Source organism: Pseudomonas oryzihabitans, from assembly GCF_032027545.1.
Classification (GTDB): domain Bacteria; phylum Pseudomonadota; class Gammaproteobacteria; order Pseudomonadales; family Pseudomonadaceae; genus Chryseomonas; species Chryseomonas oryzihabitans_F.
This window is the reverse complement of sequence record NZ_JAVSJB010000002.1, coordinates 496,169-514,025: the sequence shown is the minus strand read 5'-3', so window position 1 is coordinate 514,025 and position 17,857 is coordinate 496,169. Positions and strand designations below refer to the sequence as shown.

The following is a 17,857-nucleotide window of genomic DNA, read 5'->3' as shown; positions in this document are numbered from 1 at the left end:
TGTTAGCTATATGGCTTTGACCGATTCTTGCGACACCCGTTCGACATTCGCTACGACCGACTGGCAGATTTGTGATGCATGCGGTGGCGGCGATCGTCGCCGCGGACGGCCGGTCAGTTGATGAGGGTGCCGAAGGCCTTGTCCGCCTCGATGATCTCGGGCAATTCATCCAACAACCTGGGCAGATCCAGGTCGTTGAGCAAGGGATTGATCAACGCGACCTTGGCCTGCTCGTTGATACCGCCATGGCGCCGCAGCACGAAGCACACCAGCCGCGCCTGGGCCACCAGCCGGGCCATGCCGGTCTCGTCGGGAGCGTCCTGTGGATGCTGCTGATAGGCGATGGCCTGCTGGATCACCAGCGGCAACTGCCAGCGCCGCGCCAGCTCGGCGCCCACCTCGGGATAGCCGAAGCCGACGGCCTGCTCGGGCGTCACGCTCGCCGGGGCGCGCTGCTCGGCATCGATGCGCGCGCCGATGTCGGGCGCCGCGGTCCGGATCAGCAACTCGCCGATGTTGTGCAGCATGCCGCAGGTGAAGGCAGTTTCCCGTTCGGCGCCGGTCTGGCCGGCGATGACGCGGCAGATGCTGGCGACATCGAAGCTGTGCTGCCAGAAGTCGCGTGGATCGAAGCTGGAGGGGTAGCGGAAGGCGGCCGTCACCGCCGAGGCCAGCACCAGGGTGCGCAGGGCGTCGAAGCCCAGGCGGATGGCAGCGCCTTCGATGCTGGTCGCCGGACGCACCCCGCGGAAGCGGACCGAGTTGGCCAGGCGCAGTACCTTGGCTGAGAGTACCGGGTCCAGGGCAAGGTTGCGCGCTATCTCTTCGATGCTGCTGGTGGGGTCGTCGAACTGCTGGATGAGCTCCTGGGCCACCTTGGGGATACTGGGCAGTATGTGCAGATGATCGAACAGCGCATCGATTTCCATGCTGGAGCCTGGTTTGTTCTATACCGATAGGGAGGAATGGCGCAAATCGTGATGAATATGAACGACCGCTGGGTCACTGCCAAGCCTAGCCGAGAATTCGTTTCCCCACCCTAGCGGGCGGCGGAGACGTCCTCGCAGGTCGAGTAGACAGGTGGCGGCATTTTCCCGCTGTCCGTCATGCCTGCGCCGATGGATACGTGGTCTTAGTCATTCGGAAGATGAGGTCAGATAAGCGGATGCCTAGGCTCTCGAGGTGCCGGAGATCGGCCGACGAAAGGCAAGGAATGGTATCAGGCGTATGATGTCATTTGGCCACTAAATTTGGCGCCAGAGTGCTTTGATGACGTACCAGACTCACATTCGCCAGATGCTGCAATTGCCGAACGTCCTGGCGCAGTGTACGGGCATCATCGGCTGGCTGCTCAGCGTAGCGATCAACCCCTTCCTCACCGATGGCGTGCCCATCTGGGGTTGGCTGGCCCTGGGTGGCATGGTGCTCTCCTGCCTGGCGATGAGCACGGCGCGGCGCTTCGTGATCTGGCGGCTATTCGCCCTGGTCTTCGTGGTCTTCGAGGCCCTGGCCTTCCGCTTCCAGATCGCTGGCATGGGTGAGGCGGGGTACGCCTGGATGATCCCCATCGCCATCATCATCACCCTGGGCTCGACCATCCTGTTCGCTCATGTGCTCGACTATGGCATCGCTGCCGGGGCGGTCTGGGTGGTGCTCTTCCATGGCCAGCTCGACAGCGTCGGCCCCCAGGCACTGCCGCTCCTGGGAGCGATGATGGCAGCCGGGATGGTGCTCGGCCTGCTGCTCAGTGCCACCTTCGTGCGCATCGTCGGCAGCACTTTGCAGCTCAAGGAAAGCTATCGCCTGCAGGCGGAAACCGATGCCCTGACCGACATCAGCAACAGGCGCGCCCTGATGCTGGACCTGGAGCGGGTCTGCGCGGAGCCGTCGCCGGACTGGTATTTCGTCATGCTCGACATCGACGACTTCAAGCGCATCAACGATCGTTTCGGGCACGACGTGGGCGATCTGGTGCTCAGGGAAACCGCCGCCACCCTGAGTCGGCACTTCCCCGATGGCTACTTCGGCCGGCTGGGGGGCGAGGAATTCGGCGTGCTGCTCAAGTCCGGGGACGACCGGGAACTGGCGCGGCGGTTGCAGGGGCTGCTCGACGACATTCGCGGCAACACCCAGGCCGGCTCGTGCTTTTCCTTCAGCGCCGGGGTGACACGTCTCGCTCCCGGCAGCCTGCCGTCGGAACTGCTCAAGCAGGCCGATGGCGAGCTCTACCAGGCCAAGCGCGCCGGCAAGGACCGGGTGCACTACCGCGGCGCGATGATCTGCGGCTAGCTCAGTCGGGTACGGGGGACGGGTGGGTGCGATTGCGGCCCGAATGCTTGGCTACGTACAGGGCTTCGTCGGCGCTGGCGAGCAGACTGGCGGCGTGCGGTGGCGCGTTCTGCTCGGGCCGGTAGACGGAAAAGCCGAGACTGACGGTGATGCGACCGAAGGGACTGGTCGCGTGGGTCACATCCAGTAGCTCCAGGCGCTCCTGCAGCGCGCAGGCCACCCGATAGGCGCCGACCTCATCGCAATTGGGCAGCAACAGCGCCATCTCCTCGCCGCCATAGCGCGCGGCGAGATCTCCCGGGCGCCGCGCCGCGCTGGCCACTACCCCGGCGACCGCTTGCAGGCAGCGATCCCCGGCGGGATGGCCGTAATGGTCGTTGTAGGCCTTGAAGTGGTCGACGTCGATCATCAGCAGGCTGAGCGGCTGGCCGCTGCGTTGCGCCCGGGCCAGCTCCAGTGGCAGCAGGGTATCGAACTGGCGGCGATTGCCCAGGCCGGTGAGGCTGTCCTTGAGCGTCAGCAGCTGCAGCTCGTCGTGCGCCTGGCGTAGCGCCGCTTCACTACGGACGTTGGCACGGATCTGCCGCAGCAGGCCGAAACCGAAGACCAGCATGCCGACGACCAGGATGCCCACGACCACGACCGAGCGCAGCATGTCCTGGCGCCAGCTGGCGAGGATGGCGCTCCGGGAGATGCCGGCCAGGGCCACCAGTGGATAGCCCGGCAGGTGTTCGAAGGCATAGAGCCGCTCCTGGCCGTCGACCACCGCGCGGACCAGGGCCGTACCGGTGGCGGCCTGCTTGAGGTGCCGCTGGAACAGCTCGCCGGCGGCGAGGTTGGTACCCACGAAGTCCGCCTGGAAGGGCCGTCGCACCAGCAGGGTACCGTCGTCCAGGGCCAGGGTGATGGCGCCACGCTCGTCGAGCCGAAAGCGCGCGTAGTAGTCGACGAAGTACTTGAGGCGGATGGTGGCAAGCAGGACTCCGGCGAAGCGGCCCTCGGCGTCGTCGATGCGCCGCGACACCGGGATGATCAGTTCGCCGGAACTGCGGCTGCGGATGACGGCGCCGACGTGCAGGACGTCTTCGGGATGCTGCCGGTGGAACTGGAAATACTCGCGGTCGGCATTGTTGGCCTGGGGCGGGATGGCGCCCTGGTCGGTCACCAGCCAGTTGCCGTCGTGGTCGTAGACGAACAATCCGTGCAGCTGCGGCAGCAGGGCGGCCTGCCGGGCGAGCAGCCGGTGCATGCGGGGGCGGTCCAACTGCACCAGCGGGGCGTCGTCCAGGCGATCACGGATGCTGATCAGCAGGGAGTTGGCCTCCTTGAGGGCATCGCTGGCGTGCTGGGACACCGCCAGGGTGATGTTGCTGACATCGCTGCGCGCGCTGGCGAAGGCGTTCTGGTAGTTACGCCAGACCTGCCAGGATTCCAGGGCGAGGATGACGGCGACGGCGCACACCAGCAGGGCCAGCGCCAGGCGTTGGGTGGCCAGGTTGCGAGAGGTGGCAGCGGTGGGGCCTTGGGCCATGGGATGGAAAGATCCTTGCGGTGGAAGACAGGGCGAGTCGCCCGTGGCGACATCCTAGGACCGCGACGACTCGACCGGGTCGACAATTTCGTCGGAATCTCGCTGCGCTGGCGAATCCTGGCGGGGCGTCCGCGGTCTCTAGCGGTACAGCCGTCCCTGCGGACGACGTCTTGATACTAGCCGACCAGGAGGTCACCAGATGTCGCAGATTGCCGAACAAGTCGTCGACGATGCCATGCAGCGCATCGAACAGGACGAACAGCAGCATGCCAGCGATCCCGTGCGCAGCTTCTCTCTCACCCTGACCGACCCCGCCGAGATCCGTGCGGGCGCGGAAATCTACTTTCTGTTCCAGCAGCGCCTCAAGGGGTTCTATCCCAATGCGCGGGTAGTGGTGCGCGGCCATGCCGCCAATGGCTACAACATCACGGCCCAGGTGGAGCGGCGCCGCTCGGCCTGAGCCGCACCAGGCCCGCGCCTGTTTAGGTGCGGGCGAGCTTGACCAGCTGACGGGCCAGCAACGGCCCTGTCAGGACTACCCCGATCAGGCGCAAGGCCTGCATGGCCAGCACCAGCCCGACGTCGGCATGGGCATCCACCGCGATGATGGCCATGGAGTCCAGTCCGCCCGGACTGGTGGCCAGGTAGGCGGTGAGAAAGTCGACGTGCATCAGCTTCGCCATCAGCAGTGCCGAGAGCGCGCACAGCACGATCAGCAGCAGCGAAGCGACGATCATCTTCGGTAGGGCCCGCCAGACGTAGCGCACCGTTGCCCGGTCGAATCTGAGGCCGACGTAGCAGCCCATGGCGCCATAGGCCACTGCCAGCAGGGCGTGCGGGAGGGTGATGTCCAGCCAGCCATTGAGCTGCAGCACGGTGCCCAGGGCGATGGGCACCAGCAGGGCGCCAGCGGAAAACAGGCGGCCACCCAGCCAGCTCCCGGCCAGGGCCACCGCCAGGGTCAGCAGCAGGTTGAAGGCGAAATGGCCATAGAGGCTGATGACCGTGGCCTGGTTCCCGGTGCCACTGCCCTCGGCCCCCAGCAGCCGTCCGACCAGGGCGCTGATCACCACCACGCAGACCACCCGCACGTACTGCATGGTGGCGACGATGCGCGGATCGGCGCCGTATTCCTCGGCCATGGCGACCATGGCGGCCGCTGCGCCGGGCGTGGTGCCCCAGGCGGCGGTGCTGCCGGGCAGGCCACCGAAGCGGACCAGCAGGGCACCGGTGAGTAGGCTGAGCAATACGGTCAGGGCCGTGGCCAGCAACATCACCGGCCAGTGTTCGGCCACGGTCAGCAGGACCGCGGCGGTCATGGCGTGGGCGATCAGGCAACCGACGATGCCCTGGCCGGACTGGAACAGGCGTTTCGGCACCCGGATGCTGGCGCCGCCCACGCCGAAGGCGATGGCCGTGAGCATGGGGCCGAGAAACAGGGCGGCGGGGACCTGTAGCCAGGTGAGCAGGCCGCCGACCAGGGCGGAGCAGAGCAGCAGCGCGAGCCATTGCAGCAGGGGCGGGTAAGGCGGGGCGGCGGGCGGGGTGGGCAAGACGGTCTCCGAGCGACGAGGGACCGGCGAGGGGTACCGACCCCGGGACCGGCGCAGGGCCGGCCCTGGGGCGATTATACGACTTCTGGGGCTTTCAATGGCCTTTCAGGCGAAGAAAAAACCGCAGATCAGCGCACCAGATGCAGGAACTGCAGGTGGCGTTCGTACTGGTCGAGCATGTCGTTGAGGATCTGCTCACGGCTGTAGCCCACCAGATCGTAGTCCTGGCTGCCTTCGGTGAGGTGCACCTCGGCCCGGTAGTAGCGACGATTCTTCAGATGCAGCCCGCCGATACCGGCACGGGCGAAGGAGGGCGTGAAGTAACCCTGCATGATCACCTGGTAGATGAAGGGATGTTCCTCGCCATGGCCGATGGTCAGTTGCAGGTTGGCGTTGGTGGAGTCGAACTGGGTATCCACCACCAGGCCTTTCTCCCGCGAGACCTCCACCATTTCCTCCATGGCCGGGCGCACCGTGCTGTCCATGAAGCGATAGACCTCGTCCCGCGAGGGGAAGTACACCGCCTGGGACAGCCGCTGGCGCCAGCCGCCATGGCGCGCCTTGCCGTTGGTCGCCACCGGCGCCAGGGAGTGCAACCGCGCGCGCTGGCGCTGGGACTCCAGGTGCAACGCCTTGTGCAGGCCCCACATCATCAGCAGGACCACCACCGAGAAGGGCAGCGAGGTCAGGACCACCGCCGACTTCAGGGCGTCCATGTTGCCGGCGAACAGCAGGCCGCCGGTCACCAGGGCCACCGCTGCGCCCCAGAAGACGCGCAGCCACTTGGGACCATCCTCATCCGCCTCGCCACCGGTGGAGGACAGGGTGGACAGCACCACGGTGCCCGAATCGGCCGAAGTGACGAAGAAAACGAAGCTCACCAGTACCGCCACGCTGATCACCACGCGGCTGGCCGGATAGGTCTCCAGCACCTGGTAGAAGGCCATGGCCGGATCGGTGAGGGCGGTTTGCGCCAGGCCATTCATGCCCTGGTTGAGGACCAGCTCCAGGGCGCTGTTGCCGAAGATCGACAGCCACGCCAGGGTGAAGCCCAGCGGGATGAAGAGGACGCCAAAGACGAATTCGCGAATGGTGCGACCGCGGGAGATACGGGCGATGAACAGCCCGACGAAGGGCGCCCAGGCGATCCACCAGGCCCAGTAGAACACCGTCCAGCCGCCGAGCCAGTCGGAGGGCTCGTCGTAGGCGTAGAGGTCGAAGCTCTTGCCCGGTAGCGCGGCGAGATAGTCGCCGATGTTCTGGACCAGGGTGTTGAGCAGGTGCTGGGTAGGGCCGGCGAACAGCACGAACAGCAGCAGGGCGACGGCCAGCACCATGTTGATGTCGGACATGATCCGCACGCCCTTGTCGACGCCGGAGACGGCCACGGCGATGGCCGCGCCCATCATCAGCACGATGAGCACCAGCTGCACCCAATGGCTATGGCTGATGCCGAACAGGTAGTCGAGCCCGGCGTTGAGGTGCAGCACGCCGAAGCCCAGGTCGGCGCCGAGGCCGAAGATGGTGGCGATGATGCCGAAGGCGTCCACGGCATGGCCGATGGGCCCGTTGATGCGCTTGCCGATCAGCGGATAGAGCGCCGAGCGCAAGGCCAGCGGCAGGTTGTGGCGATAGGCGAAATAGGCCAGGGCCATGGCTACCAGGGCGAACACCCCCCAGCCGTGCAGGCCCCAGTGCAGGAAGAGGATCTGCATGGCCTGACGCGCCGCGGCGGGGGTACCGCCTTCGCCAGCCGGCGGCTGGGTGAAGTGGGTCATCGGCTCGGAGACGCAGAAGAAGAACAGGGTGATGCTGATGCCGGCGGCGAACAACATGCCGGCCCAGGAGAGATAGCTGAACTCGGGTTGGTCGTGGTCGGCACCGAGCTTGATCTTGCCGTAGCCGGAAAGGGCGGTGACCACCACGAACACCAGATAGAGGGTCATGGCCAGCAGGTAGTACCAGCCGACGGTATTGGCGGCCCAGGTCTGGGCCTGGAGCAACCAGGCGCCCGCCTGTTCGGGATGGCCGATGACGACCAGGGAAAACAGCAGGATCACCGCGGCCGCGCAGTAGAACGCGGGGGGATTCAGCCGTACGGTGCCGGATGAGGGCGTCGCACTCATAGGGACTCCTTGCGAGCTGCCGAAAGAGGAGGGATTCTTTTTTTATTGATCGTTCGATTAAAAAAGAATACCACAGGAGGCCCCTGGGGTGAACGCTTCGAGTCAGCGAGGCGTTGAAAGTTGCCGCTTAGAGGGCTTGCTTATGCCGGTGGTCGACTTTGGTCGATCCAGGGCCGAAAGGTCAGAACCGTGACCTCTTGGCAAAGTCTGTTGGGTATGACTCAGGCATCTTCTCCCTTCGGCTCCTATCGTCCACTACTGCTTCTGGTAGAGGACGAACCGTTGCTGCGGGAGTTGGCCACCGAGGCCCTGGAGTCTCTAGTGGACCTCCAGGTGGTGGCCGTGTCGACCGCCGATGCGGCGCTGAGCTATCTGGAACAGAACGGTGCCCGCATCGACGTGCTCTTCACCGACGTGCGCATGCCGGGACGCCTGGATGGCGAGGCCCTGGCCCAATTGGTCTTTCAGCGCTGGCCGCACATCCCGGTGATTCTCACCTCCGGCGATCGCCTGACCGTCCCCCGCGGCGCCGGCCGCACCCGCTTCATGCCCAAGCCCTGGCATATCGACGACATGGCCAATTGCGTCAACGAGGCGCTGGGGCAGAGTCGGGTGGCGTGAGGGGCAGTGGCTGACACTGGCTACGCTGAGTGGTTGAAAAGCCAAGGTTGATGTTCGACTATCCTAGCGTTCATTTGCCCGGAAACCACCATGCGACCTTCACTTGCCCTGGACCTCAAACGCGCCGCTGTGCGGGCCGCTTCAGAACGTTTTCGTGCAGCTAATCCTAGGGTATTCGGTTCGGTGCTGACCGGTACCGACCAGGACGGGAGTGACCTCGATCTGCTGGTGGATGCACTACCGGGGGCAACGTTGTTTGACCTGGGGGGATTACAGGACGAGCTGGAAGAGTTGCTGGGGGTTCCTGTCGATCTGGTAACGCCCAACGATCTACCCAAGACGTTTCGTGCGCAGGTTTTACTGATGGCGCGTCCCGTATGACGCGAGTGGCGGATTATCTGACGCGCAGGCAGCCACCGACGCCCTGATCTTCGTCGAAGAGTTGGCCCGGGAAGACTTTCTCGAGGACCGTCGAACGCAGCAGGCAGTGGTCATGAGTTTGATCATCATTGGTGAAGCGGCGACCAAAATCATGGCTGCGGATGAGGCTTTCATCCATGAACACTCACATATCCCCTGGCGGAACATGAGAGGCATGCGTAATCGTATTGCCCATGGCTATTTCGACATCAACCTCGAAGTTGTCTGGGAAACCGTGGTCACGCCGTTGCCCGAGCTTTTGGAGCAGTTGCGATCGCTTCCCGGAAAAACAGAAATGTAGGTGCTGGTACCGCTATAGGCGCTACGTGAGTCCATCGCGGCCATGGGCCGCTCCTACGAGGATATCGCAGCCTGTAGGAGCGGCCGCATCGGCGGACCGCCATGGCCGCGATTGGGTTCAAGCCGAGAGGGCGATACATAGAGGAATAAGCCAAGCTTATCTACGGCTGCCACTGCGGGTCCTTGCCGCTCAGCTTGCGATCCAGGAAGAAGGCCGTGCTGATCAGTGCCAGGTGCGACAGCGCCTGGGGCACGTTGCCCAGGGGATAGCCGCGTTTGTCCAGTTCCTCGGCGTAGAGGCCCAGGGGGTTGGCGTAGCCCAGCAGCTTCTCGAACTCCAGATGGGCTTCGTCCACCCGTCCGGCGCGGGCCAGGCACTCGACATACCAAAAGGAGCAGGCGACGAAGGCGCCTTCTTCGCCATCGAGGTTGTCCGCCGGGGTATCGACCGGATCGTAGCGGCGGATCATGCCATCGTAGGTCAGGTGCTGCTTGATGGCGTCGAGGGTCGCCAGCCACTGAGGATCGGTGGCGCTGACGAAGCGCACCAGCGGCATCAGCAACATGGCCGCATCCAGGCTCTTGCCGTGGCGCGTGGAAGTGAAATGACCCAGCTCGGCGTTCCAGAAGTTGTCCCAGATATCGTCCTGAATCGCCGAGCGCGCGGCGTACCAGCGCTCGTATGGCATGGGCAACGAGCGCTTCGTCGCCAGGCGCAGGGCGCGGTCGATGGCGACCCAGCACATCAGTCGTGAGTGCAGGAAGTGCTCGGGTTCGCCGCGCATCTCCCAGATCCCGGCGTCTGGGGTACTCCACACCTCACAGACGTGATCGATCATCCGCACCAGGTGCCGCCAACCTTCGTGGGAGATGGCCTCACCGTACTTGTTGGACAGATAGACGGCGTCCATCAGCTCACCGTAGATGTCCAGTTGCGTTTGTTTATAGGCCTCGTTGCCGATGCGCACCGGACTGGAGTCGGCGTAGCCGGCCAGATGCTCGAGGGACTCCTCGGGCAGGTCCAGACCGCCGTCCAGGCGGTACATGATCTGCAGGCGCTCCGGTTCGTTATGGCTGCTCTTCATGCAGCGACTGACCCAGTGGATGAAGTCCTTGGCCTCCTGGGTGTAGCCCAGGCGCATGAAGGCATAGACGGTGAAGGATGAATCGCGGATCCAGGAGGCGCGGTAGTCCCAGTTGCGTTCGCCGCCCAGGGCCTCGGGCAGACTGAAGGTGGCAGCCGCGGCGATGGAGCCATGCTTGCAGGAGGTGAGCAGCTTCAGCGCCAGGGCGGAACGGGTGACCATCTCGCGCCAACGGCCCTGGTAATGGCTCTGGGCGGCCCAACCGGTCCAGTAGGCGAGGGTCTCCTCGAAGCAGAGATCGCTCTGCCCGGTGACGACCTTGGCGTCCTCCATGCAACCAAAGACGAAATCCAGTTGTTCGCCCTGCTCCAGCTCGAATTCGGCGAAGGCGCTGTTGCCGTCGACCTTTAGCCCAATGCTGGACGCCAGGCGCAGGGTGGGCTGGCCGTCGGCTTCGAACAGGGCGCCCCCGTCCACCAGGCGCGCGCGGGTCTGGGCGCGGGCATAGTCATGGGCCGGGGCACAGACCAGGCGGATGCGGCCGCGCCCGGCGACCATCTGCACGCGGCGGACGATGCGCGGCTTGGTGTCCTCGGCGCTGCACACCGGCATCAGGTCAGTGACCTCGGCGACCCCTTCCGCCGACAACCAGCGGGTCTGCAGGATGTTGGTGTCGGGCAGGTAGAGCTGTTGTTCACGGGCGTCTTCCCAGACCGGCGCCAGGCTGAAGTAACCGGCCTTTTCCGAATCCAGCAGGGCGGCGAACACCGAGGGACTGTCCAGGTTCGGCCAGCAGAAGTGGTCGATGGTGCCGTCGGTGGCGACCAGGGCGCAGGTGCGCAGGTCGCCGATGACACCGTGGGCGCCGATACTGCGGCGTGCGTGCACAGAGGTGGAATCAGCCATTGTCTTCGAATCCCGGGTAGAGGCACATGCCGCCGTCGATGAAGAGGGTGGTGCCGACGATGTAGTCGGCCAAGTCGCTGGCGAGGAAGACCGCCGCGTTGCCCACGTCGTCGACATGGCCGACGCGCTTGTAGGGGATCAGCTTGAGCAGCTCGCGCGCCTTGGCCTCGTCGCCGGTCACCTCTTCGTTGATGGCGGTGGCGATGGCGCCCGGGGCGATGCTGTTGACGCGTATCCCCTCGGCGGCCACTTCCTGGGCCAGGCTGCGCATCAGCAGGTTGACCCCGCCCTTGGAGGCGGCGTAGTTGATGTGGCCGGCCCAGGGGATGACCTCGTGCACCGAGCTCATGTGGATGATCTTGCCCAGGGCGCGGGAGATGGTCTCGTCGCGGCCCTGCTGGCGGAACTGGCGGATGGCGGCACGAGCGCAAAGGAACTGGCCGGTGAGGTTGGTGTTGATCACCGTGTTCCACTCATCGAGGGACATGTCGGCCACCGCCGCGTCCTTTTGCAGGCCGGAATTGGCGACCAGGATGTCCAGGCGGCCGAAGGCTTCCAGGGTGCGCTCGAACATGGCCTTGACCGCGGCCTCGTCGCCGACGTCGCCGCCTACGGCAATGGCGCGGCCGCCGGCGGCCTGGATGCGCTGGGCCAGTTCTTCGGCCGGCTCGGCGTGGGAATGGTAGTTGATGGCGACGGCGGCACCGGCCTTGCCCAAAGCTTCGGCGACGGCGGCGCCGATCCCGGAGCTACCGCCGGTGACCAGGGCGACCTGGCCGTTGAGGGAAAGCTGCATGTCCAGACTCCTGCGCGGAAAAGGTGTCTGACTGCTGACCGTTGCGCTCGCGTCTAGGTTCAGCCCGCGAGCGTTGCCGGATGTTCGGGCTAGGCGGTGCGGAACAGACTCATGCGGCGTTCCAGGTCTTCGGCCAGCTCCGCCAGCTGACGACTGGCGCCGGCGATCTGCTGCGACCCACTGGCGGTTTCCAGGGTGGCCGCGTGGATGCGATTGATGTTTTCGTTGACCTCTTCGGCCACGGCGGTCTGTTGCGCCGCGGCGGTGGCGATCTGCGCATTCATGGCGTTCACCGAGCCGACGTCCGCCTGGATGGCTGCCAGGGCCGCGACGGCGCGCTGGGTCAGCTCGGCGGTCTCGTGGGCCTGGCCGCGACTCTCTTCCATCTGCGCCGCGGCGCGTCCGGCACCTTCCTGCAGGGTGGCGATCATGCCGCGGATCTCGCGGGTCGATTCCTGGGTACGGGTCGCCAGGTTGCGGACCTCATCGGCCACCACGGCGAAACCGCGGCCCTGCTCTCCGGCGCGGGCGGCCTCGATGGCAGCATTCAGCGCCAGCAGGTTGGTCTGCTCGGCGATGCCGTTGATGACGGCGACGATGTTCTCGATGCTGGCGCTGTCGCTGGAGACCTGCTGCACGGTGACGCTGGCCTGCTCCAGGGCCTGCACCAGCTGACCGATGGCCTGGCCGGAGCTGGCCACCAGCCGGTTGCCGGTGTCCACCTGGGCACTGGCATTGCCGGTGGCCTGGGCGGCCTGGGCCGCGTAGCCGGCGACCTCGCCGATGGTGGCGGCCAGCTCGGTGACGGCGGCGGCCATGTGCTGGGCCTGGTTGGACTGCACATCGGTGTGGCGCTGGTTGGTCTGGGCAGTGCTCTGCAACTGGGCGGCAGCGGCGGCGACCGAGCTGGCGGTATGGCGCACCTGGACGATGGTTTCGCCCAGGTGCGCGGTGGCGCTGCCCAGGGTCCCCATCACGCTGTCCGGATGGCGGGTGGCCGGGCGCTCGTCCAGGCGGCCTTCGGCCAGCCGGCGGATGGCGGAGGCTACGACATGGGGTTCACCGCCCAGGGTCGCGCCCATCTGGCGGATGATGAGGATGGAGACGGTCACGCTCAGCAGCAGGGCGAGGGCACAGGTCACCAGCATCAGCCAGCGGAAGCCACCGGCGATGCCGCGGACCTCGGCCAGATGGCCGCTGGCGATGGCTTCCTCGTGATCGATGAGCGCATTGATGCGCTTGAGCCACTCGACATAGGCCGGCGAGACGCGCTCCAGCAGGAACACCCGGGCGCCCTCCAGATCACCGGCCTGGCGCAGTTGCAGCAGGCGATCGGTCAGCGGCAGGGCGGTGCCTTCGATGTCCTTGATGGCCACCAGCAGGCGCTGTTCCTCGGCGGTGGCGCCCTGGCTGGCATACAGCTGATCCATGGGCTCGGCGGACTGGCGATAGAAGGCCTTGAGGCGGTCGATGTCGGCCAGGCGACTGGCCAGGGGCGCGGCGTCGTGGATCAGTACCGTATCGCGAATGGCGATGGCGCGGTCGTGCACGCTGCCGCGGAAGTTGATGGCGTAGCGCTGCTTGACACTGGCGCCCTGGCTGACGGCGGTCAGGGTGTCATCGATGACGCCGACCCGCTGGACGCCGACGAGGGTGATCAGCAGCATCAGCACCAGGATCAGGCCGAAGCCCAGGCCCAGGCGGGCGGCCATGGAAAGAGGGGTGCGCATGGAAACCTCAGAAATTTATCGTAATGTGATATGGATCACATTTTGTGGTAAAGGTTTGCGCGATAAGCCTTTTCCGGGGCGAGCGGTCATGGCCTCGGGATGAATGGCCGTGCCAGGGCGACTGTCTAGGATTCAACCGTCGCCGCGCGGCTCCGTCAGCCGGTCGCGCTTGGCCAGGCCCGGGAACAGCTTCATCCAGACCCCGGTGATCACCAGGGTGCCGACGCCGCCCAGCACCACTGCCGGCACGGTGCCGAAGAAATGCGCGGTGACCCCGGACTCGAACTCGCCGAGCTGGTTGGAGGCGCCGATGAACAAGCCGTTGACCGCGCTGACCCGCCCGCGCATGGCATCGGGGGTCGCCAGCTGGACGAAGGAGCTGCGGATCACCACGCTGACCATGTCGGCGGCGCCCAGCACCACCAGGGTGAACAGCGAGAACCACAGCGAGGTGGACAGGCCGAAGGCGATGGTGGCCACGCCGAAGAGGCCCACCGCGCCGAACATGATGCGTCCCACGTGGCGATCGAGACTGACGTAGGCGAGCAGGAAGGACATGCCCAGGGCGCCCACCGCCGGCGCCGAGCGCAGCAGGCCCAGGCCCCAGGGGCCGGTGAGCAGGATGTCGGCGGCGAACACCGGGAGCAGGGCGGTGGCGCCACCCAGGAGTACGGCGAAGAGATCCAGGGAGATGGCGCCGAGCACGTCCGGGCGACTCCGGATGAAGCGGATGCCGGCCAGCAGGTTGTCCAGGGTCGGCTTTTCCTTCTGGCTGGGCGTCTGCCGCGCCGGCAGGCTGGAGACCAGCAATACCGCCACGCCGTAGAACAGCAGGGCCGGGCCATAGACCCAGGCGGCGCCGAGGGCATAAAGCAGGCCACCGAGCGCGGGGGCGATGATGGTGGCCCCCTGCATGGCCGAGGCCGCGGCGGCGATGGCGCGCGGGAAGATCGCCGGCGGCACGATGTTGGGCAGCAGCGCCTGGGTGGTGGGCTGCTCGAAGGCGCGGGCAGTGCCCAGGCAGAAGGCGAGGATGAAGATCAGCTCGCGGGTCACTGCGTCGTTCAGACTGCCCACCAGCAGTACCAGGGCGATCAGCCCCTGGCCGGTCTGGCAGAGGGCCGCGACCCGGCGGCGGTCGTAGCGGTCGGCGACGTGGCCGGTGTGCAGCATGAACAGCACCCGTGGCAGGAATTCCACCAGGCCTACCAGGCCGAGATCGAGCACGTTGCCGGTGAGGGAGTAGAGGTGCCAGCCGATGGCCACGGTGAGCATCTGGAAGCTGCCGGCAGTGCAGATGCGGGCGAACCAGAAGGCGACGAAGGGACGATGGTGACGCAGCAGCAGGGTATCGCCGGACATGACGGGGGCTCGGGGCGGAGGCGGCATCTTAAGCCACCTGGGGCTTATCGTCATACAACTGCGGGGGTGCGACAGCCTGCCCAGTGCGACATCGAACCACGTAAGCAAATGTATCCAGGAGGACTACTCTAAAGCCTGGCGTTGATCTACGTCAGCCCTTCGGCCGACTGGATGGGCTAGCCGGCGGTTTTCCCCGTTGCGCTAGAACCGTCCGGTCGCCGAGGGGTTCGAACCTCGGTCAGCGTCTTACTCGACCGGCTACCCTCGATGGCCGGCGTGCCTGAGAGGAATCATCATGCTCGGCCTCGAAGCCCTGGATCTCGCGCGGATCCAGTTCGCCTTCACCGTCTCCTTCCACATCATCTTCCCGGCGTTGTCCATCGGTACCGCGAGCTTTCTCGCCGTGCTCGAAGGCCTCTGGCTGAAGACCGATGACCACGTCTACAAGGACCTGTACCACTTCTGGCTGAAGATCTTCGCCATCTTCTTCGGCATGGGCGTGGTGTCCGGCCTGGTGATGGCCTATGAGTTCGGCACCAACTGGAGCGGCTTCTCCGACTTCGCCGGTGCCGTGACCGGGCCGCTGCTGACCTACGAGGTACTCACCGCCTTCTTCATCGAGGCCGGCTTCCTCGGCGTCATGCTGTTCGGCTGGAATCGCGTGGGCCGCGGCCTGCACTTCTTTTCGACGGTGATGGTGGCCATCGGCACCCTGATGTCGACCTTCTGGATTCTTGCCTCCAACAGCTGGATGCATACCCCGACCGGCTTCGAGATCGTCGACGGCCGCATCGTGCCGGTGGACTGGCTGGCGGTGATCTTCAACCCGTCCTTCCCCTTCCGCTGGGCACACATGACCATCGCCGCCTACCTGTCGGTGGCCTTCCTGGTCGGCGCCTCGGCGGCCTGGCACCTGCTGCGCGGCAACGACAATCCGGCGGTGCGCAAGATGTTCTCCATGGCGCTGTGGATGGCCCTGCTGGTGGCGCCGATCCAGGCCATGGTCGGCGACGCCCACGGCCTCAACACCCTGGAGCACCAGCCGGCCAAGATCGCCGCGATGGAGGGCCACTGGGAGAATCCGCCCGGCGAGGCCACCCCGCTGATCCTGTTCGGCTGGCCGGACATGGAGCGCGAGGAAACCCGCTTCAAGCTGGAGATCCCGGTGCTCGGTAGCCTGATCCTCAAACACAGCTTCACCGAGCCGATCCCGGCGCTCAAGGACTTCCCCAAGGAAGACCGGCCGCCGGCCTACGTGGTGTTCTGGTCGTTCCGCATCATGGTCGCCCTCGGCCTGCTGATGATCGCCGCCGGCCTGTGGAGCGCCTGGCTGCGCTGGCGCGGCAAGCTGTTCGAGACCCGCGCCTTCCTGAGATTCATGGTCTGCACCGGGCCCATTGGCCTGATCGCCCTGCTGGCCGGCTGGTTCACCACCGAAGTGGGCCGCCAGCCGTGGATCGTCTACGGCTTGCTGCGCACCAGGGACGGGGTGTCCAACCACAGCGTCACCCAGCTGAGCATCACCCTGGTAGCCTTCGTGGTGGTCTACTTCGCCGTGTTCGGCATCGGCACCCTCTATGCCCTGCGCATGATCGGCAAGGGCCCGCACACCGGTGAAGGCGACCTGCCCACCTCCGGCGGTCCGGGTACCGATCGTCATCCCAAGCGACCGCTGTCGGGCGCCGACGATGGCCTGGAAGAACACAATCCCAATGACCAGTTGAGCGGAGACCGCGCATGAACGGCATCCCTGGCATCGACCTCCCGCTGATCTGGGCGATCATCATCATCTTCGGTCTCATGATGTACGTGGTCATGGACGGCTTCGACCTGGGCATCGGCATCCTCTTTCCCTTCGTCAAGGGCAAGGAAGACCGCGACGTCATGATGAACACCGTGGCGCCCATCTGGGACGGCAACGAAACCTGGCTGGTGCTGGGCGGGGCAGGGCTCTACGGCGCCTTCCCGCTGGCCTACTCGGTGATCCTGCCGGCGCTCTACCTGCCGCTGATCTTCATGCTGATCGGGTTGATCTTCCGCGGCGTGGCCTTCGAGTTCCGTTTCAAGGTCCAGGAGGGCAAGGAGGCCCTGTGGGACAAGTCCTTCATCTTCGGCTCGCTGCTGGCCAGCTTCTGCCAGGGCGTGGCGCTGGGGGCCTTCATCGAAGGCTTCCCGGTGGAAAATCGCCAGTACGCCGGCGGTCCGCTGGACTGGCTGACGCCCTTCTCGCTGTTCTGCGGCCTGGGTGTGATCGCCGCCTACGCCCTGCTGGGCAGCACCTGGCTGATCATGAAGACCGAAGGTCCGCTGCAGGCCACCATGCGCCGCCTGACCAGGCCGCTGCTGTTCCTGCTGCTGGCCTTCACCGCCGTGGTGAGCATCTGGACCCCGCTTAGCCAGGCCGCTATTTCCGCCCGCTGGTTCAGCATGCCCAACCTGTTCTGGTTCCTGCCGGTGCCGATCCTGGTGGGCGTGGTGACCCTGGCGCTGCTACGCGCCATCCTGCGCGAGGACTCGCACCATGCGCCCTTCCTGCTGACCCTGGCGCTGATATTCCTCGGCTACAGCGGCCTGGGCATCAGCCTCTGGCCGAACATTATCCCGCCAGCGGTCTCCATCTGGGAGGCCTCGTCGCCGCCGCAGAGCCAGCTGTTCCTGCTCATCGGCACCCTGTTCATCATCCCCATCACCCTGATGTACACCTTCTGGGGCTACTACGTGTTCCGCGGCAAGGTCCGTGCGGGGGAGGGCTACCACTGATGGTCGGCCGCTCGCGCGAACCCAACCCCGCGGACAACAAGCCGCTCTGGCAGCGGCTGGCCTGGATGGCCGGCATCTGGGCCTGCAGCCTGGTGGCTCTGGGCGTGGTGGCCTGGGTGCTGAGATTGGTGTTGACGGCGGCTGGGCTCAAGTCGCACTGACCTGACTTGGGTGTTCGGTGGATGAGGCTGCGCCGTCATCCACCCTACGCGGGACTTGATCCAGTGCTGGAAATCTACCCTTTACGGTGGACTGCCCCCTCTCCCGCTGGCGGGGGAGGGTTGGGGTGGGGGCGGTTAGCTTGGTCGCCAAGCTGATTTACGGTGTGCTCGGTTAGCTCTCGTTCCGCCCCCGCCGGGCGGGTCCCCTCACTCCGCC

The 17,857-nt window shown here is 65.8% G+C and carries 15 protein-coding genes and 1 pseudogene; 8 read left to right on the top strand and 8 right to left on the bottom strand.

All coding sequences use genetic code 11. The features are described 5' to 3' along the window. Positions 1-113: 113 nt before the first annotated feature. Positions 114-929 carry an HDOD domain-containing protein gene (locus RND78_RS04775; RefSeq protein WP_312726488.1) on the bottom strand — a complete coding sequence of 272 codons (816 nt, stop codon included), beginning with the start codon at positions 927-929 and terminating at the stop codon, positions 114-116. 340 nt (positions 930-1,269) lie between these two features. On the opposite strand from RND78_RS04775, the gene RND78_RS04770 reads away from it, so the two are divergent. Then, positions 1,270-2,289, top strand: a complete 1,020-nt coding sequence (locus RND78_RS04770) for a GGDEF domain-containing protein (RefSeq protein WP_312726487.1) — start codon at positions 1,270-1,272, stop codon at positions 2,287-2,289. Position 2,290: 1 nt separating this feature from the next. Here RND78_RS04770 and RND78_RS04765 read toward each other — a convergent pair whose 3' ends face one another. Then, the gene (locus tag RND78_RS04765) at positions 2,291-3,820 is read right to left on the bottom strand and encodes a sensor domain-containing diguanylate cyclase (RefSeq protein WP_312726485.1); all 1,530 of its coding nucleotides are present in this window, start codon (positions 3,818-3,820) and stop codon (positions 2,291-2,293) included. Positions 3,821-4,019: 199 nt separating this feature from the next. Here RND78_RS04765 and RND78_RS04760 point away from each other — a divergent pair, with 199 nt between their 5' ends. Then, entirely contained in the window at positions 4,020-4,280 is a 261-nt protein-coding gene (locus RND78_RS04760; RefSeq protein ID WP_312726484.1) for a hypothetical protein, read from the top strand. 22 nt (positions 4,281-4,302) lie between these two features. Here the strand turns inward: RND78_RS04760 and RND78_RS04755 are convergent, their stop codons facing one another. Together RND78_RS04755 and betT are read right to left on the bottom strand one after the other, a co-directional pair. Continuing rightward, positions 4,303-5,373: an AbrB family transcriptional regulator gene (locus RND78_RS04755; protein WP_409457014.1), complete on the bottom strand. Its 1,071-nt coding sequence runs from the start codon at positions 5,371-5,373 to the stop codon at positions 4,303-4,305. A gap of 128 nt (positions 5,374-5,501) precedes the next feature. Beyond that, positions 5,502-7,466 carry a choline BCCT transporter BetT gene (gene betT, locus RND78_RS04750; RefSeq protein WP_312726564.1) on the bottom strand — a complete coding sequence of 655 codons (1,965 nt, stop codon included), beginning with the start codon at positions 7,464-7,466 and terminating at the stop codon, positions 5,502-5,504. 222 nt (positions 7,467-7,688) lie between these two features. Between betT and RND78_RS04745 the strand changes: the two genes are divergently transcribed. The 3 genes and pseudogenes from RND78_RS04745 to RND78_RS04735 all read left to right on the top strand — a co-directional run. Then, entirely contained in the window at positions 7,689-8,120 is a 432-nt protein-coding gene (locus RND78_RS04745) for a response regulator (RefSeq protein ID WP_312726482.1), read from the top strand. A gap of 90 nt (positions 8,121-8,210) precedes the next feature. Next, positions 8,211-8,501, top strand: coding sequence for a nucleotidyltransferase family protein (locus RND78_RS04740; RefSeq protein ID WP_312726480.1), 291 nt, complete (start codon positions 8,211-8,213; stop codon positions 8,499-8,501). Between the two features lie 25 nt (positions 8,502-8,526). Further along, positions 8,527-8,841, top strand: a pseudogene (locus RND78_RS04735) (DUF86 domain-containing protein); the annotation flags it as partial. 160 nt (positions 8,842-9,001) lie between these two features. Here the strand turns inward: RND78_RS04735 and RND78_RS04730 are convergent. The 4 genes from RND78_RS04730 to RND78_RS04715 all read right to left on the bottom strand — a co-directional run bounded on the left by RND78_RS04730 (position 9,002) and on the right by RND78_RS04715 (position 14,719). Beyond that, positions 9,002-10,831 (bottom strand): glycoside hydrolase family 15 protein, encoded by a 1,830-nt coding sequence (locus RND78_RS04730; RefSeq protein ID WP_312726478.1) that lies wholly within the window; start codon positions 10,829-10,831, stop codon positions 9,002-9,004. Beyond that, positions 10,824-11,627, bottom strand: coding sequence for an SDR family oxidoreductase (locus tag RND78_RS04725; protein ID WP_312726476.1), 804 nt, complete (start codon positions 11,625-11,627; stop codon positions 10,824-10,826). Before RND78_RS04725 ends, RND78_RS04730 begins: the two co-directional genes overlap by 8 nt. Before the next feature lie 89 nt (positions 11,628-11,716). Further along, complete coding sequence (locus tag RND78_RS04720) at positions 11,717-13,357, bottom strand: methyl-accepting chemotaxis protein (protein WP_312726474.1); 1,641 nt, start codon at positions 13,355-13,357, stop codon at positions 11,717-11,719. Between the two features lie 132 nt (positions 13,358-13,489). After that, entirely contained in the window at positions 13,490-14,719 is a 1,230-nt protein-coding gene (locus RND78_RS04715) for an MFS transporter (RefSeq protein ID WP_312726472.1), read from the bottom strand. A 295-nt stretch (positions 14,720-15,014) separates the two neighbouring features. On the opposite strand from RND78_RS04715, the gene RND78_RS04710 reads away from it, so the two are divergent. Genes RND78_RS04710 through RND78_RS04700 form a run of 3 tightly spaced genes read left to right on the top strand, consistent with a single transcriptional unit; the run spans position 15,015 to position 17,640 of the window. After that, positions 15,015-16,460 (top strand): cytochrome ubiquinol oxidase subunit I, encoded by a 1,446-nt coding sequence (locus tag RND78_RS04710; RefSeq protein ID WP_312726470.1) that lies wholly within the window; start codon positions 15,015-15,017, stop codon positions 16,458-16,460. Further along, positions 16,457-17,479 carry a cytochrome d ubiquinol oxidase subunit II gene (cydB, locus tag RND78_RS04705; RefSeq protein ID WP_312726468.1) on the top strand — a complete coding sequence of 341 codons (1,023 nt, stop codon included), beginning with the start codon at positions 16,457-16,459 and terminating at the stop codon, positions 17,477-17,479. Before RND78_RS04710 ends, cydB begins: the two co-directional genes overlap by 4 nt. After that, positions 17,479-17,640: a DUF2474 domain-containing protein gene (locus tag RND78_RS04700; RefSeq protein ID WP_017640936.1), complete on the top strand. Its 162-nt coding sequence runs from the start codon at positions 17,479-17,481 to the stop codon at positions 17,638-17,640. Before cydB ends, RND78_RS04700 begins: the two co-directional genes overlap by 1 nt. The last annotated feature ends 217 nt before the right edge of the window (positions 17,641-17,857 follow it).